We start from the raw sequence: 23,279 nt of genomic DNA on the forward strand, positions 1-23,279 counted from the left end.
ACCCGATGACCGACCCGTCCGCGTACCTGCCCGTTCTCCAGTCCGGCCGCTGGTTTGCCCACCTGCCGCCAGACTTTGCCCAGCCGCTGCTGGCCATGGCGCAGTTGCGGCACCTGCAGGCGGGCGAGGTCCTGTTCCTGCGCGGCGACGCGCCCTGCGGGCTGTATGCCGTGGTGCGTGGCGCGGTCAGCATCTCGGGCACGGGCGGGCGGGCCGACGAGGCGCGGGCGGCACTGCTGATCCGGCTGGAGCCGCCGCACTGGTTTGGCGAGATCTCGGTGTTCGACAACTCGGCGCGCACCCACGACGCCCACGCCACCGAACCCACCACGCTGCTGCAGGTGCCCCACGAGCGACTGCAGGCGTGGCTGCAAGCCCACCCGCAGCACTGGCATGCGCTGGCTCTGCTGCTCACCGACAAGCTGCGATCGGCCTTTGTGGCCATGGAAGAACTGGCCCTGCTGCCCGCGCCGCAGCGCCTGGCGCGCCGACTGGTGATGATGGCCGAGGGCTACGGCCAGTGGACGGCCGAGGGCCAGTCGCGGCGCGTGATCGGCATCTCGCAAGAGCAGCTGTCGCTGATGCTGGCCATCTCGCGCCAGACCACGAACCAGATCCTCAAAGAGCTGGAGTCACGCCAGTTGGTGCGCGTGCACCGGGGCGAGGTAGAGATCCTGGACCTGGCGGCGCTGCGTGCCGCCTGTGACTGACAAATAGCGCCCCGGCCCCGCGCCCCAGGCTAGACGCTGCGCTAACCGGCTGAAGCAGCCCGAGCAACTCTGCGCCGCTGACTATAGGCGCCGACCCCCGCGACCAGCAGACCCAGAGCAGAAAGTGACCAGACTTCCAGCGTAGGAATAGCGGCAGTCGCAACGGGTGCCACGACAGGTGCCGCTACGACCTGCAGCTGGAGAATGGGGCTCGAGCCGGCGTTGTTGGACCAAGTCGCCCCACTGTCTGTGGTCACCAGGTAACGCCCTGCGGCGGCAAAACCACTCGAAAAAGTAGGCGGTACCGTGGAGGTGAACCCCCAATAATATGGGCCGGGAGCCGCTGGTCCAAATACGAGTGCGTATTTCGCGTTGGCATTCAAGGTGGTGGTTGCAATCGCCCCCAACGCAGCTGCCGAATAGGTGTTGTCCAGCGTCGGGTCCCACGCAACCACAGCGCTCGCCAGCTCGGCGCCCACAGGCAAATTCGTCACCGCATTCAGCGAAAACAGCTTGAGAGTGACATTACCTGGCGCACCCAGGTTGTAACCACGGGCGCGCCATTCGAAAATACGCTGTGCCGTCGCACCTACTTGAAATGGGAACCCCGCCCACTGTGTGGCATCGATCGTCAATGCCGCAACCTCCAGCGGGGCTGCCAGATTGTCAGCGACCGTCGTCTGGGCATGGGCTTGCTGAGGGTGCCAGGCCGCCACTGCGATGAACAACCCCCAAAAGGCTTTGCTCATTGGAATAGCGAAGGAAAAACTTCGCGAAGCGCGGAAAATGACGTTCATAAGATGCTGGGTAGTGCAAATAGTAGGGTTGCATCGTATCCAGTTTTGTAACAAACGAAACCTTGTGCGTTGCAATTTCCGCACCTGCTTAACAAGAAAGGGGCGACGGACTGCCAGAGGCTCGTGCAAATGTGCGGACAGATAAACACTCCAATTTTGCCTGCTCCTGCATTGATTGCTATTGAATAGATAGCGCTTTGCGCTTTATAGGAAAGCATTACAGGCGTTTTTCACACAAATACTAAGCACACATTCCATTTCCGGGCAAAATGGCGGCCATGCAACTCAACTACATCGCCAACGCCTCGGTGCCCTCGTCTTCGGGCCGCACGATCCCTGTGATCGACCCGTCGGACGGCCAGACCTTCGACGAGATCCAGCGCAGCAATGCCGACGACATCGATGCGGCGGTGCATGCAGCCCGCCAGTGCTACCACGCCGTGTGGCAAAAGCTGGCCCCGGTCGAGCGCGGCCGGTTGCTGCAAAAGCTCTCGGCCAAGATCCTGGAGCATGCCGACGAGCTGACCGCGCTGGAGCAGCGCGACTGCGGCAAGCCCATCAAACAGGCGCGGGCCGATGCGATTGCGCTGGCGCGCTACTTCGAGTTCTACGCCGGGGCCTGCGACAAATTCCACGGCGAGACGATTCCCTACCCTGACGGCTACAGCGTGCTGACCTGGCGCGAGCCCCACGGTGTCACAGGCCACGTGATCCCCTGGAACTACCCCATGCAGATCTTTGGCCGCAGCGTGGGCGGTGCCCTGGCTGCGGGCAACGTGTGCGTGGTCAAGCCCGCTGAAGACGCCTGCCTGTCGCTGATTCGCGTGGCGCAGCTGGCGGCCGAGGTGGGCTTCCCATCAGGCGCTTTGAACATCGTCACCGGCTACGGCCATGAGGTGGGCGACGCGCTGGCGCGCCACCCGGGCATCGACCACATCAGCTTTACTGGCAGCCCCAAGATCGGCACGCTGATCCAGCAGGTGGCCGCCGAGCGCCACTGCCCTGTGACGCTGGAGCTGGGCGGCAAAAGCCCGCAGATTATCTTTGCCGACGCCGACCTGGACGCCGCCATCCCCGTGGTCATCAACGCCATCGTGCAGAACGCCGGGCAGACCTGCTCGGCGGGCTCGCGCGTGCTGATCGACTCGCTGATTTATGAACCGCTGCTCGAACGCCTGGGCAAGGCCTTCGACAAACTGCGCGTCGGCCCCGCCGCCATGGACCTGGACGTAGGCCCGCTGATTCGCCAGACGCAGCAGCAGCGCGTGTGGGACTTTTTGTCGGACGCGCAGGTCGCGGGCATCCCCATGGTGGGCCAGGGCGTGGTGGTGGATGAGGCCCCCGAAACCGGCTACTACCAGGCCCCCACCTTGCTGCGCGACGTGCCGGTGCACCACCGCCTGGCGCAAGAAGAAGTGTTTGGCCCCGTGCTGTGCGCGATGGCGTTTCAGGACGAAGACCACGCGGTAGATCTGGCCAACGCCACGCAGTTCGGCCTGGTGGCCGGCATCTGGACGCGCGATGGCGCCCGCCAGTTTCGCATGGCCAAGCGCGTGCACAGCGGCCAGGTGTTCATCAATAACTATGGTGCTGCGGGCGGTGTGGAGCTGCCGTTTGGCGGCGTAAAGTCCAGCGGATACGGGCGCGAGAAGGGTTTTGAAGCGCTGTACGGCTTCACCACCCTCAAAACGGTTGCCATCAAGTACGGCTGATCGCGCCACAGTGGTGTCACGCCCGCGCGCGACGGCGCGGCCGTGCACCGCTAACCTCTAATCCTTCTGTACGACGCCTTTATCTTTCTCCATGCCCCTGAGCCCCCCCACCCCCCGCACCTTGAAGCATGTCCGCCGGGTGAACTACCAGGGATTTGAACGCGACGATGGCCTGTGGGACATCGAAGGCGAGCTGCACGACAGCAAGGCCTACGACGCCACATCCTTCCGCGACGCCAACAAACAGCGCCTCGCGGGCGAACCCATCCACCACATGTGGCTGCGCGTCACGGTCAACCGCCAGTTGGTTGTGCAGGCCATCGATGTGGCCATGGACTCGCACCCGCTCAAGGGCTGCACCGAGGCCCAGGCTGCGCTGCAGCAGATGGTGGGCTGCAGCATGGCGCGCGGCTGGCGCCAGGCCATCCAGAAGCACCTGGGCGGTGTGGCCAGCTGCACGCACCTGCGCGAGCTGCTGTTCAACCTGGCCACGGCGGCCTTCCAGTCGGTGCCCGCCGTTTTTTCGTCCGGCAACCCCGACGAGCCACCCCGCCACCTGGGCCAGTGCACCGGGTGGGACTTCAACGGCAACGGGGTGAAGGAATTCTTTCCGCAGTTTTATGGCCGGGTGCCGCAGGCGCCTGCGGTCGGCGCCGGTGCCTCGGGCAGCGCCCCGCAGCCGCCCAGCCCAGAAATTTCAGTCAAATTGGCCTCTAGCGCTTGATACATAAGCGCTAGCAGCTATCAAATTTGATTTCCCCCAATCAATCTATCGGAGACTCCATGCGCGCACAGAACAAATCCATCATCGTCACCGGCGCCGGCAACGGCATTGGCGAAGGCATCGCCAAACGCCTGGCCGCAGAGGGCGGTAAGGTCATCGTCAACGACATCAATGAAGCCGGTGGCCAGCGCGTGGTGGCCGAGATCACGGCAGCCGGTGGCACCGCGGCCTTCTTCAAGGCCGACGTGACGAAGTCCGCCGAAGTGAAGGCGATGGTCGATGAGGCCGTGCGCCTGTACGGCCGCTTGGACGTGGTGGTGAACAACGCAGGCTGGACCCACCGCAACCGCCCCATGCTCGAAGTGAGCGAGGACGACTTCGACAAGGTCTATGCCATCAACATGAAGAGCATCTACCTGTCGGCCATCCACGCCGTGCCCGCGCTGCGCCAGGCGGGTGGCGGCAGCATCATCAACATCGCGTCCACCGCCGGGCTGCGCCCCCGCCCGGGCCTCACCTGGTACAACGGCTCCAAGGGCGCCGTCATCATCACCAGCAAGTCGATGGCCGCCGAGCTGGGCCCCGACAACATCCGCGTGAACTGCATCAACCCCGTGTTCAACCCCGACACGGGCCTGGCCGCCGAGTTTGCAGGCGGCCCGGTGGACGAGGCGCGCCGCGCCAAGTTTCTGGCCACCATTCCGCTGGGGCGATTTTCGACCGCGCTGGACGTGGCCAATGCGGCGCTCTACCTGGCCAGCGACGAGGCATCGTTTGTGAGTGGTGTGTGCATTGAGGTGGACGGCGGGCGCTGCGTGTAAACCGTCTCGGGCACCGGCCCACCCCGCAACGCGGGGTCATTGGCGTGCCGCCCCACACCTGTTTGTCAAACCTGACACACTGCGCCGCTCAGGAGGCAAACATGTTGATACAACTGACTTACGCCAGCCGCACGTCCCGCGTGCTGGGCCCTGCAGACGTCAAAGACATTCTGGGCGCATCGCAGCGCAACAATGCCCGCGCAGGCATTACCGGGGCTTTGTGTCTGAACCATGGCATCTTTTTGCAGCAGCTGGAGGGCGACCGCGCGGCAGTGAACGCGCTGTACCACCGGCTGCTCAAGGATTCACGCCACAAAGACACGGCGGTGCTGGACTTTGGAGAAATCCCGCACCGGCGTTTTTCGAGCTGGTCCATGGGGTTGCTGGGGTCGGTGGACGCCAACCGGCAACTGTTCCTCAAATACTCCAGCAGCACCGAATTCGACCCGTTCAGCATGAGCACTTTGACCTTGCGCAGCTTCTTTGAAGAAATACTGCAAAACGTGCGCTGGCTGGAGTGAGAAAATGCGGCGCATGCGCCCACCCTCTGCACTGCTGAACGAGTCCGCCCATGGCTGAACGCGTCATTCCGCTGGTCGATGAACGCCTGGCCTCCCTGGCAGCGCAGGTGCCCCAACACGCTGTGGCCCCCACCGGCCTGCTGACCGACACCCGAGGCCGCCCCCTGCGCGACCTGCGCATCAGCGTGACGGACCGCTGCAACTTCCGCTGCAACTACTGCATGCCCAAGGAAGTGTTCGACAAGGACTACCCTTACCTGCCCCACAGCGCGCTGCTGAGCTTTGAAGAGATCACGCGGCTGGCGCGGCTGTTTCTGGCGCACGGCGTGCGCAAGATCCGCCTGACGGGCGGCGAGCCGCTGCTGCGCAAAAACCTGGAAGAACTGGTGGCGCAACTGGCGCAGTTGCGCACGGTGGATGGCGTGGCGCCAGACCTCACGCTGACCACCAACGGATCGCTGCTGGCACGCAAGGCCCAGGCGCTGAAGGACGCGGGCCTGAACCGCGTCACCGTGAGCCTGGACGGCCTGGACGACGCGATTTTTCGCCGCATGAACGATGTGGATTTTCCGGTGAGCGACGTGCTGGCAGGCATTGAGGCGGCGCACGCGGCGGGCCTGTCGCACATCAAGGTCAACATGGTGGTCAAGCGCGGCACCAACGACCACGAAATTTTGCCCATGGCACGCCACTTTCGCGGCACGGGCACCACGCTGCGTTTTATCGAATACATGGACGTGGGCGCCACCAACGGCTGGCGCATGGACGAAGTGCTGCCCTCTGCCGAACTCATTGCACGCCTGCGCGCCGACCTGCCCCTGGTGCAGCTCGACCCTAGCAGCCCTGGCGAAACCGCCGAGCGCTGGGGTTATGCCAACGCACAAGGCCAGTACGACCCCGCCCTGGGTGAAGTGGGCGTGATCAGCAGCGTGACCCAGGCGTTTTGCCACGACTGCAACCGCGCGCGGCTGTCCACCGAAGGCAAGCTCTACCTGTGCCTGTTTGCGAGTCAGGGCTACGACCTGCGCACCCTGCTGCGGGGCGGCGCCAGCGACGAAGCCATTGCCTCGGCCATCGCCCCCATCTGGCAGCAGCGCACGGATCGCTATTCAGAGCTGCGCAGCAGCCTGCCTGCAGATACCACACCGGGCGGCGCGCGGCGGGTGGAGATGAGCTATATCGGAGGGTAGCCGACGCACCTTGCCTCAGCCCCTGGGGCGGTGGCATGCGGTACGCGCCTTCTTCGGCAATGCTGCCCAGAACTTCTGAGAACAATCCCTATGACCCAAACCCAAGACATCACCGGCCTCGTGCTCGCAGGCGGACGCGGCTCCCGCATGGGCGGCGTGGACAAAGGCCTGCAGAACTTTCGGGGCCTGCCGCTGGCGCTGCACACGCTGATGCGGCTGCAGATGCAGACGGGCGCGAGCATGGTCAACGCCAACCGCAACCTGGCAGCGTACGAAGCCTTTGGCGTGCCGGTGTGGCCGGACGTGCTGAGCGACTATGCGGGCCCACTCGCAGGTTTCCTCACGGGGCTGGAGCGCTGCGAAACCCCCTGGCTGCTGACCGTGCCTTGCGACACGCCCCTGTTCCCGCTGGACCTGGCCGAGCGCCTGATGGCTGCGGCCGAGCAGAACAATGCCGACATGGCCATGGCCGCCGCGCCCGAGGACGACGGCGCTGGCCACATCACCGTGCGACCCCAACCCGTGTTCTGCCTGCTGCGTGTGGACCTGCTGGAAAGCCTGGTCGCCTTCACCCAGGCCGGTGGCCGCAAGATCGATGCGTGGACCGGCCAGCACCACTGCTCCATCGTGCCGTTTGACCAGCCGGGCGACGACCCCAAGGCATTCTTCAACGCCAACACCCTGGCCGAGCTGCACGCGCTGGAGAGCGCGAGCACGCCACAGGCTTGATCAGACCCAGCTATCCGTATGGACATTGTCGATTCGGCCTCTTCTAACCTGAAATATCCGTTCGGGCTGGAGCCCTTCGACAGGCTCAGGACAGGCCTGTCGAAGCCTTGCGCGGCGCTTCGACAAGCTCAGCGTGAACGGTTCCAATGGATTCATGCCGAGTGAACCCTACGACTGCATTCACCAGCCCGGTACAGATCCGCCCTCTGGTCGCCGCAGACGCCGCCGCCTACAAAACCTTGCGCGACGAAGCGCTGCGCACCGCGCCCGATGCCTTCACATCCGACTACGAATCCTCCGTAGGCCGCGATGCCAGCGAGTACGTGGCTCGCTTTGGCGCACCGGAGTCCGGCCAGTTCTTTCTGGGCGCCTTTGATGCCGCGGGCCAACTGCTCGGCTGCCTGGGCTGCGAGCGCAAGCAGCGCATCAAACAACGCCACTGTGCCGTGGTGGTGGGCATGATGGTGGCGCCCCGTGCGCAGCGCCAGGGCATCGGTCAGCACCTGGTGGCCGACTGCATCGAAGCCGCCCGCCGCGTACCTGGGCTGACGCAGCTGGTGCTGACGGTGACCGCGTCCAACACCCACGTCGTGCGGCTGTACGAGCAGGCCGGGTTCCGCGCCTGGGGCCTGCTGCCCAATGCCATCGTGGTGGACGGTGTGGGCTTCGACAAGCTGCACATGGTGCGCGTGCTGCATGACTGATTGAAAGCCACTGAAACCCATGAAAACCATTGCCCAGATTGCCGCCGAACTGCAAGGCTACGACCCGCAGGCCCTGAGCGCCGCCGACGTCAACGTATTTCTTGAGCGCCTGGTCGAGCCCGTCACCGGCACCGAACCGCTAGGCATCTTCGACGCCTTGGGCCGCGTGCTGGCCAGTGACGTGAACTCTCCCGTCAGCGTGCCGCCCCACGACAACTCGGCCATGGATGGCTATGCGTTTGCGGGCGCACAGCTGGTAGCCGGGCAGCCCCTCACGCTGCGCGTGGTCGGCACCGCGCTGGCGGGCAAGGCCTGGGTTGGCACCGTGGCGGCGGGCGAGTGCGTAAAGATCATGACCGGCGCCATCATGCCCACGGGGCTGGACACCGTAGTGCCGCAAGAGTTCACCACGGCCGCCGCAGCCGACGGCCACATCACCATCGCGGCCGATGTGCTCAAGACCGGCGACAACCGCCGCTTCAAGGGCGAGGACATCATGGAAGGCCACGTGGCACTGGCCCGTGGCGAGCTGCTGACGCCCGCCGCTCTGGGCCTGGTCGCCAGCCTGGGGTTGCCCACCGTGACGGTGTTCCGCCGCCTGCGCGTGGCGTATTTCTCCACCGGCGACGAGATCCTGAGCCTGGGCGAGCCCCCGCGCGAAGGCGCCGTGTACGACAGCAACCGCTACACCGTGTTCGGCCTGCTCACCCGCCTGGGCGTGGAGGTGATCGACCTGGGCGTGGTGCGTGACGAGCCCGCCTTGCTGGAGGCCGCGTTTCGCAACGCCGCCGAGCAGGCCGACGCCATCATCACCAGCGGCGGCGTGAGCGTGGGCGAGGCAGACCACACCCGCACCATGATGAAAAAACTGGGCGACGTGGCCTTCTGGCGCATCGCCATGCGACCGGGCCGCCCGATGGCGGTTGGGAGCATTGCCGCCCCAAAAAATCAAGCCAAATTGGCCTCTAGCGCTTATCCTTCAAGCGCTACCAGCTATCAAAATGATACTAACCCATCCCACAACGGCGCGGTGTTGTTCGGCCTGCCTGGCAACCCCGTGGCGGTGATGGTGACGTTTCTCGCCTTTGTTCGCCCCGCCCTGCTGCGCATGATGGGCAGCACCCACACAGCGCCCCCGCTGCTGCGCGCGACCAGCACCGAAGCGATCCGCAAGAAACCGGGCCGCACCGAATACCAGCGCGGCACCGTCACCACCGCTGCCGACGGCACGCTGCAGGTGCGCACCACCGGCAACCAGGGCTCGGGCGTGCTCAGCTCCATGGTGCAGGCCAATGGGCTGATCGTGCTGCACCACGGGCAAGGCAATGTCGCGGTGGGCGACGCATTGGATGTGATGGTGTTTGACGGCGTGATCTGACACGGCCATACGCCGCAGGCCGGTGTATGGCCTCTGCCGCCCCAGTAATCTGAATCCAGCTTTTACCCCATTCACACCCAAGCGATTCACACCATGCCCTACTCCGCCCAACACTTGGCTCAGCCCCCTTCCCGCGACGATGTGGACCGCCTCACCGGCGCCACTGTTGTCGAATTTGGCACGCCCTGGTGCGGCCACTGTCAGCGTGCCCAGCCGCTGATTGAAAACGCCCTCAAGGACCGCGCCGACATTACCCACATCAAGGTGGAAGATGGCCCGGGTCAGCGCCTGGGGCGCACGTTTGGTGTGAAGCTCTGGCCGACGCTGGTGTTCCTGAAGAATGGCAAAGAAGTGGAGCGGCTGGTGCGGCCTCAGGTCGCCACCGAGGTGGCGCAGGCGCTGCAAACCATCTCAGACTGAAACCCTGTCCCGACCATCTCGCTATCAATGCGACGCGCTGCCCTTCCTCGTCGCTAGCAGGTAACCCACTCGCAGCGAACGGTGCAGGCGAAATGACCGAGTGAAGGGGTTGTAACCCAGGCCACGCTCGTCTTTAAGAGCCAGGCCCACCGCTCTAGCGTCAGCCACCAGCTCCTGGGGGCGGATGAACTTGGCGTAGTCGTGCGTGCCTCGGGGAAGCAGACGCAGCACGTATTCGGCCCCCACCACAGCCACCAGCCATGCCAGGGGCGTGCGGTTGATGGTGGAGAAAAACACCCAGCCCCCGGGCTTGACCAGACGCGCACAGGCTTCGATGACGGCACGCGGGTCGGGCACATGCTCCAGCATCTCCATGCAGGTCACCACGTCGAAGCTCCCGGCCTGCTCTTGTGCCAGCTCCTCGGCAGAAATGGTGCGGTAGACCACGTTGGCACAACTTTGGCGTGCATGCAGCGTGGCAACTTTCAGAGGCTTGTCGGCCAAGTCGATGCCAAGCACATGGGCACCACGCCGCGCCATGGACTCGGCCAGGATACCGCCGCCGCAGCCCACGTCCAGCACGCGCTTGCCTGGCAGCGAGACGGCATCGTCGATCCACTGCAGGCGCAGCGGGTTGATCTCGTGCAGCGGGCGGAACTCGGACTGAGGATCCCACCAGCGGTCAGCCAGTTGCTGGAATTTGGCGAGTTCAGCGGCATCAAAATTGGTATGAATCATGTTTTTGCTCGTTAAAAATTGTGCGCTGCCTGGCTTACCAGTGCTTCCTGGAACGGTTCCAGCGGTAGAGCTGACGGGCAAAGGCGTTGTACAAAAAGTGGGAGATGTGCCGCACGCCCCACCAGCGCAGGGGTACCGCAAAGACACGCCAACGGGGAACACGCTGCAGCGCGTGCGCCAGCGCGTCGGCGCCTACCCGCATGCGGCCCTCGCCATCGGCCACATGCAGGCGCTCGCGCACGTCCTCCAGTTTCAAGCCGAGTGCGTCGAGCACCTGGGGGTTGCGATGCACGTCCACCCACTCAACACCCTCATCGCCCACCAGCCGCTCCTGCATGGCGCAAATGCCAGCATTGCACACGGGACATGCGCTGTTGTAGTAGACGGTGGTTTGATTGGCGACCTGGCTGGCGGTCTGAGCGCTAGTGCCCACTGTGGCTGGAGTGGCTGGGGTTGTGGCAACGGTCATGTGCAAGCTCCTATGCCTGCATCATATCTATATTTAGTTAAATTCCTAAATACTTAATTAAATAAATAACGACTACCGTCGCTAAAATCGGCGGATGGAAAAAATCTTCGAAGCCCTCGCGTCCACCCCAAGGCGAAAGATCCTCGCCTACCTGTCCGAGACAGAGTTGTCTGCGGGTGAAATCGCCGCCCGCTTCGAGATGAGCAAACCTTCGCTGTCGCAACATCTCAAGGTGCTGGAGAACGCGGGCCTGGTGGCGTCAGAAAAGCGCGGGCAGTTCGTGTACTACAGCCTGCAACGAGACCATCTGGCCAATACCCTGTCAGGCTTTCTGCAAAACGTGTGCCCCGTGGCCACCGGTCTCAAGAAAGAAAGCCGCGCCCTCGCAAAGAGCAAGGCCACAGGCACAAAGACCTGACGCCAGTCGCGTCAGCCACCTTCCAGAGCGCAGCACTTCGTACGGAAGCGCAGTAAGGCTACTTCGCGACGTAGTCATGCCCATGCGGAGGCAGCGGATGCACAGGCTCTTCCACCGCCACCGCCGTGTTGGCACCCGGCACCACCTTGCGCGCAAACAGCGTGTACATGGTGGGCACCACAAAGATGGTGAGCAGCGTGCCCAGCGACATGCCACCCACGATCACCCAGCCGATCTGCATGCGGGTTTCAGCTCCTGCGCCGGACGCCAGTGCCAGCGGGATCGCACCCAGCACCATGGCGCCGGTGGTCATCAAAATGGGGCGCAGGCGCTGAGCCGAGGCCTTGACCAGCGCATCCACCATCTCCATGCCCTGCTCGCGCAGCTGGTTGGTGAATTCGACAATCAAGATGCCGTGTTTGGTGATCAGCCCTACTAGGGTGATGAGACCGATCTGTGAATACACGTTGATGGAGCCCCCGCTCCATTTCAGCGCCAGCAGTGCACCAATCATCGACAGCGGCACCGACACCATGATCACGAGCGGGTCGATAAAACTTTCGAACTGCGCGGCCAACACCAAAAAGATGAACACCAGCGCCAAGACAAACACGATGCCCAACGCGCCTTGCGAACTCTTGAACTCGCGCGAGGTGTCGTTGAGGTCGGTGGTGTAGCCGGGTTTGAGTACCTTGGCGGCCGTGGTGTCCATAAAGGTCAGCGCCTGGCCCAGCGAGTAGTCCGCCGACAGGTTGGCCGTTATGGTGGCCGAGCGGCGCTGGCCAAAGTGGTTCAGTTCGCGGGGGCTGACGCTTTCGCGCACATTGACCAGGCTGGACAACGGAATCATTGCGTCGTTGCGGCCCCGCACATAGATGGTGTCGATGTTCTCTGGCGTGGTGCGGCCGCGCGCTGCGGTCTGCACGATCACGTCGTACTGTTCGGCATCACGTTTGTAGCGCGTCACCGTGCGGCCGCCGAGCATGGTTTCAATGGCCTTGGCGACCACATCCACACCTACACCCAGGTCGGCAGCGCGTTCGCGGTTGACCTCGATGCGCAGCTCGGGCTTGTTCAGCCGCAGGTCAACGTCGGGGCCTACGATGCCGGGGTTTTTGGCGATTTCGGCCATGAACGCAGAGACAACCCGGCTCAGGTTTTCGTAGCTGTCGGAGGTCTGGATCACATAGGTCAGCGGCCGCGACCGAAAGCCTTGGCCCAGCGATGGCGGCGTGATGAGAAACGCATTGACGCCTGGCAAGCCAGAGACCTTGGGTTGCAGATCCCGCGCCAGCTCCAGCGTGGTTCGGTCGCGCTTTTCCCAATCCACGGTGCGGTAGATCACGCTACCCTGGGCCACGGTAGGGTTGCCGATGTTGGCAAAGACCCGGTCAAACTCGGGGTAGTCGCGGCCGATTTTCTCCAGCTCCAGAGCGTAGCGGTTGGTGTAGTCCAGCGTCGCGCCGTCGGGCGCGGTGACGCTCGCAAGGATGGTGCCCCGGTCTTCTAGCGGCGACAGCTCTTGTCGCATGCTGGGGTACACAAACACCAGTGCCGCACCGCTGATGGCCATGACGGCCACCACGATCCAGCGGGCCTGAAAGACAGCACCGCGCACTCCGCCGCGCTCGCTGCCTTTGCTGCGCCAGCGCGCCGTCACCAGCCAGCGCAGCAAGCGGCCGTAGGCATCCGACAGAGCGGTCAGCCAGCGCTCCATCGAGCGGTCAAACCAGTTGGGTTTGGGGTTGTGCTTGAGCAGCAACGAACACATCATGGGCGACAGCGTCAGTGCCACAAAACCCGACACAACCACGGCTCCTGCAAGAGCCAGCGCAAACTCCATGAACAGCCGCCCGGTACGCCCCGGCGTAAAGGCCAGCGGCGCGTACACAGCCACCAGGGTCAGCGTCATGGCCACGATGGCAAAGCCAATCTCGCGTGCGCCTTTGATGGCGGCGGAGAACGGGTCCAGCCCCTCTTCGATGTGGCGGTAGATGTTTTCCAGCATCACGATGGCATCATCCACCACCAGCCCAATGGCCAGCACCAGCGCCAACAACGTCAGCGTGTTGATCGAAAAACCTGCCAGAGACATCAGCGCAAAACTGCCCACCAAACTCACCGGGATGGTGATGATGGGAATGATGGACGCGCGGAAGGTGCGCAGGAACACGAAGATCACCAGCGCCACCAGCACCACGGCCTCGGCGATGGTGGTGTAGACGCTTTTGATGGAGCGGTCGATGAACAAGGAGTTGTCGTTGGCAATGTCGATGCCGATATCGGGCGGCAGGTCGGCCTGCAGCGTGGGCAGCATGGCGCGCACGCCCTGCGACAGCTCCAGCGGGTTGGCGGTGGCCTGGCGGATCACGCCGACCGAGATAGCGTCGCGGCCGTTCAGACGCACGCGGCTGCGGTCACTGGCGGCGGCCTCTTCGACGCGCGCCACATCCTGGATGCGCACCGGGAAGCCGTTCACGGTGCGAATCACCACGTTGGCAAACTGCGCGGGCGTCGTCAGGTCGGTCTGCGAGGTCACGCTGAACTCGCGCTGCTGCGACTCGATGCGACCCGCGGGCAGCTCCAGGTTGTTGCGGCGAATGGCGTCTTCCACGTCTTGCGTGGTCAGGCGGTAGCCGGCCATGCGCTCGGGGTCGAGCCAGACGCGCATGGCGTATTTGCGTTCACCGTAAATGGGCACGTCGGCCACGCCGGTCACGGTCTGCAGGCGCGGCTTGACGATGCGGTTGACCAGGTCATTGATCTCCAGCGGACTGCGCGTCTCACTACTGAAGGCCAGCCACATCACGGGCGATGCGTCGGCCTCGACCTTGGCGATGACGGGTTCATCGACCGCGTCGGGCAAGCGGTTGCGCACGCGGGCGGTACGGTCGCGCACCTCGGCAGCGGCGTTGTCGGCGTCCTTCTCCAGGCGAAAGCGCACGCTGATCTGGCTTTGCTCGGCACGGCTGATGGACGTGATCACATCCACCGCGTCAATCCCTGCAATCGAGTCTTCGAGCGGCTTGGTGACCTGCGACTCAATCACCTCGGCCGATGCGCCCGCGTACCGCACGCTCACCGTGACCACCGGCTCATCGATCTTGGGGTATTCGCGCACCGACAGACGCGTAAAGCTGACCGCCCCGATCAGCAGCACCAGCAGCGACAGCACGGTGGCAAAGACCGGTCGGCGTATGGAAATTTCAGCGAGTTGCATGGCAGTGCAGATGCTTCAGAAGTGAGGACTGAACGCGGTGAGGGCCGGTGCTAGGCGGGTGGTTGTGCAGGTGGTCGTACGGGCACACGAGCCGCTGGGGCCACCGGAGTAGACCGGCTGGACGTGCCCGCCAATTGGCACGGGTTGGGGCCAGGCAAAGGGGCAACCAGAGGGGTAGCAACTTTCGCTGGCGGGCTGGCTGAAGACGCTAAAGGTGCGGAAGGCATTTGGGCACTTGCCGCGGCTGTCCCGCCCGGCAAACCATTGGCGGCCGATGCCACAGCAGCGCGCGGCGCAGCGCCATCAGCGACTGGACCCTGCGTTGTCGGCCCGGAGGCCACACGCGCCGCAGGCCCCGAACTGTTGTTACCTGCAGCACCCAGTTCAACCACCCGCACGGCGGTTCCATCGCGCTGAATGCGTTGCTGGCCCGCCGCAACCACAAAGTCACCGGTGCTCAACCCGTCCACCACTTCGACAAACCCCGGCATGCGGGCGCCCAGAGTCACCGGGGTACGCTGGGTGATGCGAGTGCCCGGCTCCTTGCCCTCCACAATTTTCAGCACATAGGGGCTCGCCCCATCGGGCACCACTGCTTCTTCGGGAATCACGCGGGCGTCGCTGCGTTCGGAGAAAACGGCGGTGACCCGGGCAAACATGCCCGGGCGAAGTTGCATACGGCGATTGTCAATACAGCCGCGCACGGCAACGGCGCGGCCGTCCGCATCAATCTGCGGGTTGATGGCCTGCACCACCGCGGGATAACTCACGCCAGGCAGCGCGTCAAACGCGACCTGGGCGGTCTGACCGGTGCGAATTTTGCTCTGCAGGCGCTCGGGCAGACGGAAGTCAACGTACACGGCGTCCAGGTCTTCGACGTTGACGATGTCTGCGCCGTCTTTCAGGTAGTCACCCACGTTCACACCGCGAATACCGGCAATGCCGTCAAAAGGGGCCACAATTTTCAGACGCGACGCCGTGGCCTGCGCCAGCGCCAGCTTGGCTTGCGCGACCTGCATGTTGGCGGCGCTTTCATCGACCGAACGCTGGCTGATAAAACCCTGGGCTACCAGCTCCTGGTTGCGGTTGTGATTGGCCTGCGCAATGGACAACTCGGCCTGGCTTTGCTGCACCTGGGCGCGCGGCAACTGGTCGTCAAACTGCACCAGCACCTGACCGCGCCGCACCCGCTCGCCATCGCGGAAATTGAGTTGCGTGATGCGCCCGCTGACCTCGGGGCGCAGCACCACGCTTTGGCGAGACCGCAGGCTGCCCACGGCCTCGGCATCGTCGCGCAGCGCCATCTGCCTGACGGCGACCACCTCCACCGCCACGGGGCGGCCAGTCCCTCCAGCGCCGCCTTGAGGCCCGCCCCGCGCCACGCCACCCGCAGGCGAGCCACTGCCCGCCGCCGCGCCAGTCGCTTCCGGTCGAGGCGCCTGGGCAGGTTTTTGAAGCCACCAGGCGGCGCCGGATGCGGCAGCAATGCCGATGACCGCGAAAACGATGTAACTGTTTTTGGACGCCATGGATCAGTGAAACCGGGTGGAATGAAAAGGCAGCCAGCCAATGTATCAGTGTGTGTCTTGCGCTGCAGCCAACTGTTGCAATTCCCCAAGGTCAAATGCGCTGGTTCTAGGTGGGTTTTACGCAGGCTTTACATGTTGGGTGCATAAAAAAAGGCTCCTCTCGGAGCCCTCGTTATGAGTTTGGCGCAGCGCCCTGCATTGCCGGGTGCTGCAGGTCGGGGTCAGGCCCTGCCCAAAGCCTTGTCCACGCCCTTGTTGGCCAGTCCATCAGCGCGCTCGTTGCCAGGGTCCCCCGAGTGCCCCTTCACCCAGCGCCACTCGATGCGGTGGCCACCCGTGCTGACCAGCGCATCCAGGCGCTGCCACAGTTCCACGTTCTTGACCGGTTGCTTGGACGCCGTCTTCCAACCCCTGGCTTTCCAGCCATGGATCCATTCGGTGATGCCCTTGCGCACATACTCGCTGTCAAGGTAGAGGGTGACTGCGCAAGGCCTTTTAAGGGCGGTAAGCGCCTCAATCACCGCCAACAGCTCCATGCGGTTGTTGGTGGTGCCCAGCTCCCCGCCAAACAGTTCCTTTTCGGTAGGGCCCGAGCGCAGCAGCACGCCCCAGCCGCCAGGGCCTGGGTTGCCTTTGCAGGCGCCATCGGTATATATCTCGACCTGATTCAATCTGTGTTCCTGTCCATACGGTTCATGGGTGGCGTAGCTGGTGCGGACGGTGGGCCCGTTGGCCGCTTGCCGCGCCAACCGCTCCTTCACCCGCTTTTGTGTTTGGCAGCGGTGGCGCCGACCGCGTGGGCGCGGTTGGCAACGGGCACTGCAGCCGCAGCGCGCTGGCGCTGGGTGCGCCATGCGGGCTCCAGCAACCGCATGCCATGTACCCGTTTCACCGCCACCAGAAAATACGCGGCACCAAAAATAGGCCACCACTTTTCACCCAAAGGGTCCATCCAGCCAAAGCGATCCAGCCACTGGGTGCTGCGCACCGCTGGACGATAACAGCCAAATTGCGCCGATTCGACCTCGAAGCTCAAAAGCCGCAGCCAGTCGCGCAGGCGGCGGTAGCCAATGAATTCGCCCACATCTGGCAAATACAACGCTCCTTTGCCCATGCGCTGGTACAACCGGGCGCGCCGCTGGCGCAAGCCCCACAAACTGGCGGGATTCAGGCCGCTGATGACCACGCGCCCTTCAGGCACCAGCACACGCTCGACCTCGCGCAGCGCGGCATGGGGGTCGATGCTCAGCTCCAGGGTGTGGGGTAAAACCAGAAGATCCAGGCTCGCCTCGGGGAAGGGCAAGGCCACGGGTTCCGTCAGCAAATCCACGGTGCGGCGCTGAAGAGGCCCGTCGCCGTCACCAGCCTGTACAAACGCCATCGAGCCATCCACCGCCTCTTGGCCCAAAGCCAGCCACTGGTGGGGCATGCGGTTGGCGCGAAGGCCATCCAGCAGCGGCATACCCAGTTGCAGACTGTGGTAGCCAAAGATGTCGGCCACCGCTTCATCGAAGCGCGCTTGCTCCCACGCGAGGAGGTAGCGGCCCGGTGGAGAGTCGAACCAGTGGTGCAAACCTATAATTTGATCGCTCATGAACTTGCTGCCACTGCCCGCCTTTACCGACAACTACATCTGGATGCTGCACAACGGCCACCAGGCACTCGTTGTAGACCCGGGAGATTCTGCGCCTGTGTTGCAGGCCCTGAAGGACCTGAACCTCACGCTACAAGCCATTCTAGTCACGCACCACCACGCTGATCATGTCGGTGGGGTAGACGCCTTGCGCGATGCCACCGGGGCCATGGTCTATGGCCCGGCGCGCGAACGCATTCCCGAGCCGCTGGTGCGCTTGACCCAGGGTGACGTGGTGCAGGTTTTGGGTCTGCGTTTTGAGACCATCGACGTGCCGGGGCACACTGCAGGCCACATCGCCTACTACTGCCCCGAGATGGATGGCGCGCCGCTGCTGTTCTGTGGCGACACCCTGTTTTCGGGTGGCTGTGGGCGGCTTTTTGAAGGCACGCCGACACAAATGCTCGACTCGCTCGATCAGCTGGCTGCCTTGCCTGCAAATACGCGCGTGTGCTGCACCCACGAATACACGCTGTCCAATCTGAAATTTGCGCGCGCTGTGGAACCCGGCAATGCCGCATTGCTCCATTACAGCAGCCAGTGCGAAGCACTGCGTGCGCAGAACCTGCCCACCCTGCCTTCTCAGATGGCGCTTGAACAACATATCAACCCCTTCCTGCGCGTACGCCATACCGCGGTGGCCCAAGCCGCCCAGGGCTATGACGCGCAGGTGCATCAAGACGACGCAGTGGCGGTATTGGCCGCGCTGCGCCAATGGAAAAACGAGTTTCGATGAAAATTTTGACCATCGCCTGCCTGGCCAGTGCTCTCTGGCTCACAGGCTGCGCCACCACCGGGCCATCGGAGACCAACACTGCCGGCACCACCGCTCCGGCAAGCTCAAGTACCCCATCACCCCAAGCCCCCCACACACCGGTTTACCCCAACGGCCCGCTGCAGCCTATTGCGCTGGCGCAGGCGTCGGGTGGCGAGGTGGCGTCGTTGTCCACACCTGCCGATCTGTGGGACCGCATCCGCCGCGGCTTTGCAATGCCTGACCTGCAGCACGAGCTGGTGCAGGACCGCGAGCAGTGGTATGCCACGCGCCCCGACTACATGCAACGCATGACAGAGCGCTCCAGCAAATACCTGTTCCATATCGTTGAAGAACTGGAGCGCCGTGGCATGCCCACCGAGCTGGCCCTGCTGCCGTACATCGAAAGCGCTTTTAACCCCCAGGCCGTCTCGAGCGCCAAGGCCGCAGGCATGTGGCAGTTCATGCCCGCCACCGGAACGTATTTCGACCTGAAGCAGAACGCATTCCGCGATGACCGCCGCGACGTGCTGGCATCCACCCGCGCCGCGCTGGACTATCTGCAAAAGCTGTACGGAATGTTTGGCGACTGGCACCTGGCCCTGGCCGCCTACAACTGGGGCGAAGGCAGCGTAGGCCGTGCCATTGCACGCAACCAGAAGTTGGGGCTGGGTACCAGCTACAACGAGTTGAACATGCCCGCCGAGACCCGCATGTATGTGCCCAAGCTGCAGGCCGTCAAGAACATTGTGGCCAACCCCGATGCGTTCAAGACCGAGCTGCCGCTGATCGAGAACCACCCATATTTTCAGACGGTGGACATCACCCACGACATCGATGTGGAACTGGTGGCAACGCTGGCCGACATCCGCGAAGCGGATTTTCGCGCGCTCAACCCGTCCTTTAACCGGCCGGTGATTTTTGCAGCTGGCACTACGCGGATTCTGCTGCCCTGGGACAACGCCAAGGTGTTTCACCGCAACCTCGAGGCGCGCAAAGAGGGTCAATACGCCAGCTGGACGGTCTGGTCCGTGCCCTCCACCATGAGCGTGTCTGAAGCCGCCCAACGCGCGGGCATCAGCGAGAACGATCTTCGCAAGGTCAATAACATCCCGCCTCGCATGCTGATCAAGGCAGGCTCTGCATTGATGGTGCCGCGGTCCACTACCACGCGACAAGACGTATCGTCGCACTTGGCGGACAACGGGCAACTTGCCTTCACGCCGGAAGTGGTGACCCGCCGCACTACTGTGCGCGCAGGCAAGGGCGAAACGGTGGCCAGCATCGCCAGGCGCTACAAACTGACCGCTGGCAATGTGGCCGACTGGAACGATGTGCGTACCAATGCGGCCTTCAAGGTGGGCCAGCAGGTGGTGGTGTATCTGCCGGTACGGCAACCACAGGCAGGCCGCTCAGCGTCGCGATCCAATGCAGCTAGCAAGCGCCCTGTGACGCAGGTGCGCAAGGGCGGGACGCCCTCCAAGGTCAAGCGGCGCTAAGGGAGGCAGCAAACTCACAGTTTCAGCGAACTCATCCCCATCAGTCCCAGAACGCCCATGATGATGAGATAAATCGCCACGATGAAGTTGAGCAGGCGCGGCATGATCAAAATGAGGATGCCCGCGATCAATGAGACAAGCGGGCCGATGCTGAGAGTGAGCGACATGGAGCAATCCTTGTAGAAGAAGAAAGGGTGGTTGGTGGGTCGGAATGCCGAGGCTAAGGCATACCGAGCGCTGGCCAATGTAAGCCATTGTCCCGACTGAAGGCGACGGATGGCAAAAGCGCAGCAGCAGCCCCGCCTCCCCCTTCACATCACTTCAGACGTTGTACTTCTGGCGAGCCCTGCGCACAAAATCGTCGGTGTAGGTGCGCGCCAGCTCCACCTTGGCATCAGCCAGTTCCGGGTGGGCACGGGCGAGCACGCGCAACGCAGTGGCGGCACCGTCGTCGGGCATCAGCCCGTTGGTGGAATAGGTTTCACGCACGCGGCCAAAGGCGGCGAGATACAGCCCCCGGTCGCCCATCAAGAAACCGGCTGGCACGGCCTTTACTAGATCCGCCGGGGCCGCCGTCTGCAGCCACTTGAGTGCATGCACGACCCCATTGGCCAGTGCCTGCGCCTGCGCAGGCTGTTTTTGTACAAAGGCCTGGGGCGCATACAGACAGCTTGCTGGCATGTTGCCGCCAAACATGTCTTGCGCTGCCTTGAGCGATCGAAGGTCCCCCACGATGCGCATGTCTGCCTTTTGCTCCAGCTGCGTCATGATGGGGTCTGCATGGCAAAGCGCATGCACCTGGCCGGAGCGCAGTGCGTTCATCGCCGCGGTGCCCGAGCCAACGCCCACAAACGTCACATCACGGGGACCGATGCCCGCGCGGGCCAGCAGCAGTCCCGCCGCCAGATGGGTTGAAGATCCGACCGACGACACCCCCACACGTCGCCCCGCCAGATCCCCCAGATCTTTGTACGCGGGCAGCGCCCGCATCGACACGCCCAACGCCAGTTGAGGCGCCCGGCCTTGCAGCACCAGCGACCGGTACGACTGCCCCTTTAACTGCTGCCGGAGGGTGTGCTCGAAAGCGCCTGAACACACATCGGCCACGCCCTCTTGCACGGCCTGCAACGCCAAGGCACCGGCAGAAAAATCGCGCACCGTGACCTCCAAACCCTCCGCCCGGAAGTAGCCCAGTTGGTCCGCCAGCGCCAAAGGCAGGTGATACAGCACCCCCTGCCCCCCCACTGCAATGGTGACGCGGCCCAGCGCTGCTGGACTGCTGGTTTGTGCCATCAGCCCGGGCGCGCACACCGAAGCCGCCGACAGGGCGGACAGGGTGGTAAACGCGCGGCGGGTGAGCAAAGGAGATGACACGGGATCAGAGGGAGAGAAAAGGCAAATGCTGCATTGCAACAATCGTGCCTCAATGCACAGAGAACCGCATCAGGGACAGCCCCTGCGGGTTTCTACGTACCTTAACTTTGAACGAGAGAGTGCAGCCTGCAGAGTACAAAAAACTGCTGCTTCGCAGAGCCGCCAAAGTGCCGCTAGCGTCTCAGCGGTAGCCAATGAACAGGATGGCGATGTTGACCAGAAACGCGGCCGCCCACAGTGCGCTGCGCGCCGTAGGCATGTCGGACACATACATCATGATGTAGAAGATGCGCAACATGACATACAAAAATGCCAGGATGTCCAAAAGTGTCTGCCCTGCTCCCAGCAGGTGCGCAATGATCACCGCGCCGATAAAAAACGGCAGAGCTTCAAAACTGTTGGCCTGCGCCGCATTGGCACGCGCCTGCCAGTCGGTTTGCTGCGCCATCCACGCCCGGGGGTTGTGGTTGTCAAAACCGCCGTTCTTTCGAGACTTGCCGAAGCTGCCGCTTTTGGCCAGCCAGGCGCAAACAATGGGCAGCAGCGCGACGATCAAAACGCACCAGAAGGCCACCGTAAACCGTGCAACATGCATGGCGGTATTCATATTTCAAGCCTTTTAGGGCTCTAGCGCTTGATACACAAGCGCTAGCAGCTATTAATTTGGGAGTATTTTACCCGCAGCTATGGAATCGGTTGTGCGCGGTGGGACACCAAAGTGTCACCTGCGATCCACCAGCGCATGGGCGATCGTGCCCAGGTCCACATACTCCAGCTCACTGCCCACAGGCACGCCGCGTGCCAGCCGTGTGACATGCAGGCCTCGGCTCTTGAGCGCCTCGCTGATCACATGGGCCGTGGCCTCGCCTTCGGCATTGAAGTTGGTGGCCAGAATGACCTCCTGCACCGTGCCATCGGTGGCGCGATCCATCAGTTTGTGCAGCCCGATTTCCTTGGGCCCCACCCCATCCAGCGGACTGAGCCGCCCCATCAACACAAAATACAAGCCCTTGAAGGCCCCCGTACGCTCCAGCGCCGACTGATCGGCCGGGGTCTCCACCACACACAGACGCGTGGCATCCCGCTCCGGGTCCAGACAGGTGCTGCACACCTCGGCCTCGGTAAAGGTGTGGCAACGCGCGCAATGGTGCACCGTCCCTACCGCCTCCCCCAGCGCCCGCGACAACGCCAAGGCACCCTCACGATCATGCTGCAACAAATGAAACGCCATGCGCTGCGCAGACTTCACCCCCACCCCCGGCAAGCGGCGCAGCGCCTGGATCAGGACATCAAGGGAGTTGGTAGAGGACATGGGTTGGTATGCAATCCGGAAACGGACGAGAGAGAAGTTCAGGGGCAGGCTTCGACAGGCTCAGCCCGAACGGCAGCTAGGACGAAGGCTTGGCTCTCATTCCTCTTAATGCTCCGCCTCAAGGGCGTAGCGAGCGGGATGAGCTGCTAGGCGGCCGGAGCGCAGCAACCGGAACGTACTTGCAGTACGTGAGGATTGCGAGCACCGCCCAACGACGCAGATCGCCCGCTCGGTAGCCACCCTCAGAAAGGGAATTTCATGCCGCCGGGGAGGCCTGGCATGCCTTGTGTCAGCTTCCCCATCTTCTCCGCCGAAGTCTCTTCCGCCTTGCGCACCGCGGCATTAAATGCCGCCGCTACCAGGTCTTCCAGCATGTCCTTGTCTTCCGCCAGCAAGCTGGGGTCGATGGTGATGCGCTTGACGTCGTGTTTGCACGTCATCACGACCTTGACCAGACCCGCGCCCGACTCGCCTTCCACCTCGACAAAGGCCAGCTCGTCCTGCGCCTTTTTGAGGTTGTCCTGCATCGCCTGGGCTTGTTTCATGAGGCCGGCGAGTTGTCCTTTATTGAACATGGTGTGGTTTCCTTTGCTTTCTTTCTGGTTGATCGATTCCCACGAAGGGACA

At 63.4% G+C, this 23,279-nt stretch carries 25 protein-coding genes; 13 read left to right on the forward strand and 12 right to left on the reverse strand.

Features of this window, described 5'->3' with window-relative positions:
• The first annotated feature begins 5 nt into the window (after positions 1-5).
• Entirely contained in the window at positions 6-710 is a 705-nt protein-coding gene (locus tag ACK41V_RS04385; RefSeq protein ID WP_409778358.1) for a Crp/Fnr family transcriptional regulator, read from the forward strand.
• 41 nt (positions 711-751) lie between these two features.
• Here ACK41V_RS04385 and ACK41V_RS04390 read toward each other — a convergent pair whose 3' ends face one another.
• Complete coding sequence (locus tag ACK41V_RS04390; protein ID WP_409778361.1) at positions 752-1,507, reverse strand: IPTL-CTERM sorting domain-containing protein; 756 nt, start codon at positions 1,505-1,507, stop codon at positions 752-754.
• A 278-nt stretch (positions 1,508-1,785) separates the two neighbouring features.
• Here ACK41V_RS04390 and ACK41V_RS04395 point away from each other — a divergent pair, with 278 nt between their 5' ends.
• The 9 genes from ACK41V_RS04395 (at position 1,786) to ACK41V_RS04435 (ending at position 9,706) form a co-directional block, all read left to right on the forward strand.
• Positions 1,786-3,219: an aldehyde dehydrogenase family protein gene (locus ACK41V_RS04395; protein WP_409778364.1), complete on the forward strand. Its 1,434-nt coding sequence runs from the start codon at positions 1,786-1,788 to the stop codon at positions 3,217-3,219.
• 91 nt (positions 3,220-3,310) lie between these two features.
• Entirely contained in the window at positions 3,311-3,943 is a 633-nt protein-coding gene (locus tag ACK41V_RS04400; protein ID WP_409778367.1) for a DUF2889 domain-containing protein, read from the forward strand.
• Positions 3,944-4,002: 59 nt separating this feature from the next.
• On the forward strand, positions 4,003-4,764 hold the full coding sequence (locus ACK41V_RS04405; protein ID WP_409778368.1) for an SDR family oxidoreductase: 762 nt from the start codon (positions 4,003-4,005) through the stop codon (positions 4,762-4,764).
• A gap of 101 nt (positions 4,765-4,865) precedes the next feature.
• Positions 4,866-5,285 carry a BLUF domain-containing protein gene (locus tag ACK41V_RS04410; protein ID WP_409778371.1) on the forward strand — a complete coding sequence of 140 codons (420 nt, stop codon included), beginning with the start codon at positions 4,866-4,868 and terminating at the stop codon, positions 5,283-5,285.
• A gap of 50 nt (positions 5,286-5,335) precedes the next feature.
• A complete protein-coding gene (gene moaA, locus ACK41V_RS04415; protein ID WP_409778374.1) occupies positions 5,336-6,475 on the forward strand; it encodes a GTP 3',8-cyclase MoaA in 1,140 nt (379 codons plus the stop codon).
• A 90-nt stretch (positions 6,476-6,565) separates the two neighbouring features.
• The gene (mobA, locus tag ACK41V_RS04420) at positions 6,566-7,204 is read left to right on the forward strand and encodes a molybdenum cofactor guanylyltransferase MobA (protein ID WP_409778377.1); all 639 of its coding nucleotides are present in this window, start codon (positions 6,566-6,568) and stop codon (positions 7,202-7,204) included.
• Between the two features lie 161 nt (positions 7,205-7,365).
• Positions 7,366-7,908: an N-acetyltransferase family protein gene (locus ACK41V_RS04425; protein ID WP_409778380.1), complete on the forward strand. Its 543-nt coding sequence runs from the start codon at positions 7,366-7,368 to the stop codon at positions 7,906-7,908.
• Between the two features lie 19 nt (positions 7,909-7,927).
• Complete coding sequence (gene glp, locus ACK41V_RS04430; RefSeq protein WP_409778383.1) at positions 7,928-9,286, forward strand: gephyrin-like molybdotransferase Glp; 1,359 nt, start codon at positions 7,928-7,930, stop codon at positions 9,284-9,286.
• A gap of 93 nt (positions 9,287-9,379) precedes the next feature.
• Positions 9,380-9,706 (forward strand): thioredoxin family protein, encoded by a 327-nt coding sequence (locus ACK41V_RS04435; protein ID WP_409778385.1) that lies wholly within the window; start codon positions 9,380-9,382, stop codon positions 9,704-9,706.
• Positions 9,707-9,730: 24 nt separating this feature from the next.
• Here ACK41V_RS04435 and ubiG read toward each other — a convergent pair whose 3' ends face one another.
• Positions 9,731-10,444, reverse strand: coding sequence for a bifunctional 2-polyprenyl-6-hydroxyphenol methylase/3-demethylubiquinol 3-O-methyltransferase UbiG (gene ubiG / locus ACK41V_RS04440; protein ID WP_409778388.1), 714 nt, complete (start codon positions 10,442-10,444; stop codon positions 9,731-9,733).
• 34 nt (positions 10,445-10,478) lie between these two features.
• The gene (locus ACK41V_RS04445; protein ID WP_409778391.1) at positions 10,479-10,913 is read right to left on the reverse strand and encodes a thiol-disulfide oxidoreductase DCC family protein; all 435 of its coding nucleotides are present in this window, start codon (positions 10,911-10,913) and stop codon (positions 10,479-10,481) included.
• 94 nt (positions 10,914-11,007) lie between these two features.
• Here ACK41V_RS04445 and ACK41V_RS04450 point away from each other — a divergent pair, with 94 nt between their 5' ends.
• Positions 11,008-11,331 carry a metalloregulator ArsR/SmtB family transcription factor gene (locus ACK41V_RS04450; RefSeq protein ID WP_409778394.1) on the forward strand — a complete coding sequence of 108 codons (324 nt, stop codon included), beginning with the start codon at positions 11,008-11,010 and terminating at the stop codon, positions 11,329-11,331.
• 58 nt (positions 11,332-11,389) lie between these two features.
• Here the strand turns inward: ACK41V_RS04450 and ACK41V_RS04455 are convergent, their stop codons facing one another.
• The 4 genes from ACK41V_RS04455 to ACK41V_RS04470 all read right to left on the reverse strand — a co-directional run bounded on the left by ACK41V_RS04455 (position 11,390) and on the right by ACK41V_RS04470 (position 17,674).
• On the reverse strand, positions 11,390-14,551 hold the full coding sequence (locus ACK41V_RS04455) for an efflux RND transporter permease subunit (protein WP_409778397.1): 3,162 nt from the start codon (positions 14,549-14,551) through the stop codon (positions 11,390-11,392).
• 50 nt (positions 14,552-14,601) lie between these two features.
• Positions 14,602-16,080: an efflux RND transporter periplasmic adaptor subunit gene (locus tag ACK41V_RS04460; RefSeq protein WP_409778399.1), complete on the reverse strand. Its 1,479-nt coding sequence runs from the start codon at positions 16,078-16,080 to the stop codon at positions 14,602-14,604.
• Between the two features lie 221 nt (positions 16,081-16,301).
• Positions 16,302-16,751 (reverse strand): ribonuclease HI, encoded by a 450-nt coding sequence (gene rnhA, locus ACK41V_RS04465; RefSeq protein WP_409778602.1) that lies wholly within the window; start codon positions 16,749-16,751, stop codon positions 16,302-16,304.
• Between the two features lie 86 nt (positions 16,752-16,837).
• Positions 16,838-17,674: a class I SAM-dependent methyltransferase gene (locus tag ACK41V_RS04470; protein WP_409778401.1), complete on the reverse strand. Its 837-nt coding sequence runs from the start codon at positions 17,672-17,674 to the stop codon at positions 16,838-16,840.
• Here ACK41V_RS04470 and gloB point away from each other — a divergent pair.
• Positions 17,673-18,449 carry a hydroxyacylglutathione hydrolase gene (gene gloB / locus ACK41V_RS04475; RefSeq protein ID WP_409778404.1) on the forward strand — a complete coding sequence of 259 codons (777 nt, stop codon included), beginning with the start codon at positions 17,673-17,675 and terminating at the stop codon, positions 18,447-18,449. The genes ACK41V_RS04470 and gloB overlap by 2 nt on opposite strands.
• On the forward strand, positions 18,446-19,966 hold the full coding sequence (locus tag ACK41V_RS04480; protein ID WP_409778407.1) for a transglycosylase SLT domain-containing protein: 1,521 nt from the start codon (positions 18,446-18,448) through the stop codon (positions 19,964-19,966). The genes gloB and ACK41V_RS04480 overlap by 4 nt, the downstream gene beginning before the upstream one ends.
• 14 nt (positions 19,967-19,980) lie before the next feature.
• Here ACK41V_RS04480 and ACK41V_RS04485 read toward each other — a convergent pair whose 3' ends face one another.
• The 5 genes from ACK41V_RS04485 to ACK41V_RS04505 form a co-directional block, all read right to left on the reverse strand.
• Positions 19,981-20,133, reverse strand: coding sequence for a DUF3096 domain-containing protein (locus tag ACK41V_RS04485; protein WP_409778410.1), 153 nt, complete (start codon positions 20,131-20,133; stop codon positions 19,981-19,983).
• A gap of 154 nt (positions 20,134-20,287) precedes the next feature.
• The gene (locus ACK41V_RS04490) at positions 20,288-21,340 is read right to left on the reverse strand and encodes an ABC transporter substrate-binding protein (protein ID WP_409778413.1); all 1,053 of its coding nucleotides are present in this window, start codon (positions 21,338-21,340) and stop codon (positions 20,288-20,290) included.
• A gap of 181 nt (positions 21,341-21,521) precedes the next feature.
• Positions 21,522-21,947: an MAPEG family protein gene (locus tag ACK41V_RS04495; protein WP_409778416.1), complete on the reverse strand. Its 426-nt coding sequence runs from the start codon at positions 21,945-21,947 to the stop codon at positions 21,522-21,524.
• 114 nt (positions 21,948-22,061) lie between these two features.
• Entirely contained in the window at positions 22,062-22,652 is a 591-nt protein-coding gene (gene recR / locus ACK41V_RS04500) for a recombination mediator RecR (protein WP_015013602.1), read from the reverse strand.
• Positions 22,653-22,894: 242 nt separating this feature from the next.
• Positions 22,895-23,227 (reverse strand): YbaB/EbfC family nucleoid-associated protein, encoded by a 333-nt coding sequence (locus ACK41V_RS04505; RefSeq protein ID WP_409778419.1) that lies wholly within the window; start codon positions 23,225-23,227, stop codon positions 22,895-22,897.
• Positions 23,228-23,279 lie beyond the last annotated feature (52 nt).

This window comes from Acidovorax sp., from assembly GCF_046291265.1.
Taxonomy (GTDB): domain Bacteria; phylum Pseudomonadota; class Gammaproteobacteria; order Burkholderiales; family Burkholderiaceae_C; genus Acidovorax.

Bases quoted from the DNA above. Each gene is read 5' to 3' on its own strand.
- ubiG (WP_409778388.1), bottom strand. From the start codon at position 10,444: ATGATTCATACCAATTTTGATGCCGCTGAACTCGCCAAATTCCAGCAA.
- ACK41V_RS04400 (WP_409778367.1), top strand. From the start codon at position 3,311: ATGCCCCTGAGCCCCCCCACCCCCCGCACCTTGAAGCATGTCCGCCGG.
- ACK41V_RS04480 (WP_409778407.1), top strand. From the start codon at position 18,446: ATGAAAATTTTGACCATCGCCTGCCTGGCCAGTGCTCTCTGGCTCACA.
- moaA (WP_409778374.1), top strand. From the start codon at position 5,336: ATGGCTGAACGCGTCATTCCGCTGGTCGATGAACGCCTGGCCTCCCTG.
- ACK41V_RS04410 (WP_409778371.1), top strand. From the start codon at position 4,866: ATGTTGATACAACTGACTTACGCCAGCCGCACGTCCCGCGTGCTGGGC.
- ACK41V_RS04445 (WP_409778391.1), bottom strand. From the start codon at position 10,913: ATGACCGTTGCCACAACCCCAGCCACTCCAGCCACAGTGGGCACTAGC.
- ACK41V_RS04385 (WP_409778358.1), top strand. From the start codon at position 6: ATGACCGACCCGTCCGCGTACCTGCCCGTTCTCCAGTCCGGCCGCTGG.
- gloB (WP_409778404.1), top strand. From the start codon at position 17,673: ATGAACTTGCTGCCACTGCCCGCCTTTACCGACAACTACATCTGGATG.
- ACK41V_RS04485 (WP_409778410.1), bottom strand. From the start codon at position 20,133: ATGTCGCTCACTCTCAGCATCGGCCCGCTTGTCTCATTGATCGCGGGC.
- ACK41V_RS04470 (WP_409778401.1), bottom strand. From the start codon at position 17,674: ATGAGCGATCAAATTATAGGTTTGCACCACTGGTTCGACTCTCCACCG.
- glp (WP_409778383.1), top strand. From the start codon at position 7,928: ATGAAAACCATTGCCCAGATTGCCGCCGAACTGCAAGGCTACGACCCG.
- ACK41V_RS04505 (WP_409778419.1), bottom strand. From the start codon at position 23,227: ATGTTCAATAAAGGACAACTCGCCGGCCTCATGAAACAAGCCCAGGCG.
- ACK41V_RS04395 (WP_409778364.1), top strand. From the start codon at position 1,786: ATGCAACTCAACTACATCGCCAACGCCTCGGTGCCCTCGTCTTCGGGC.
- ACK41V_RS04450 (WP_409778394.1), top strand. From the start codon at position 11,008: ATGGAAAAAATCTTCGAAGCCCTCGCGTCCACCCCAAGGCGAAAGATC.
- mobA (WP_409778377.1), top strand. From the start codon at position 6,566: ATGACCCAAACCCAAGACATCACCGGCCTCGTGCTCGCAGGCGGACGC.
- ACK41V_RS04460 (WP_409778399.1), bottom strand. From the start codon at position 16,080: ATGGCGTCCAAAAACAGTTACATCGTTTTCGCGGTCATCGGCATTGCT.
- ACK41V_RS04495 (WP_409778416.1), bottom strand. From the start codon at position 21,947: ATGAATACCGCCATGCATGTTGCACGGTTTACGGTGGCCTTCTGGTGC.
- ACK41V_RS04405 (WP_409778368.1), top strand. From the start codon at position 4,003: ATGCGCGCACAGAACAAATCCATCATCGTCACCGGCGCCGGCAACGGC.
- ACK41V_RS04390 (WP_409778361.1), bottom strand. From the start codon at position 1,507: ATGAACGTCATTTTCCGCGCTTCGCGAAGTTTTTCCTTCGCTATTCCA.
- ACK41V_RS04455 (WP_409778397.1), bottom strand. From the start codon at position 14,551: ATGCAACTCGCTGAAATTTCCATACGCCGACCGGTCTTTGCCACCGTG.
- recR (WP_015013602.1), bottom strand. From the start codon at position 22,652: ATGTCCTCTACCAACTCCCTTGATGTCCTGATCCAGGCGCTGCGCCGC.
- ACK41V_RS04435 (WP_409778385.1), top strand. From the start codon at position 9,380: ATGCCCTACTCCGCCCAACACTTGGCTCAGCCCCCTTCCCGCGACGAT.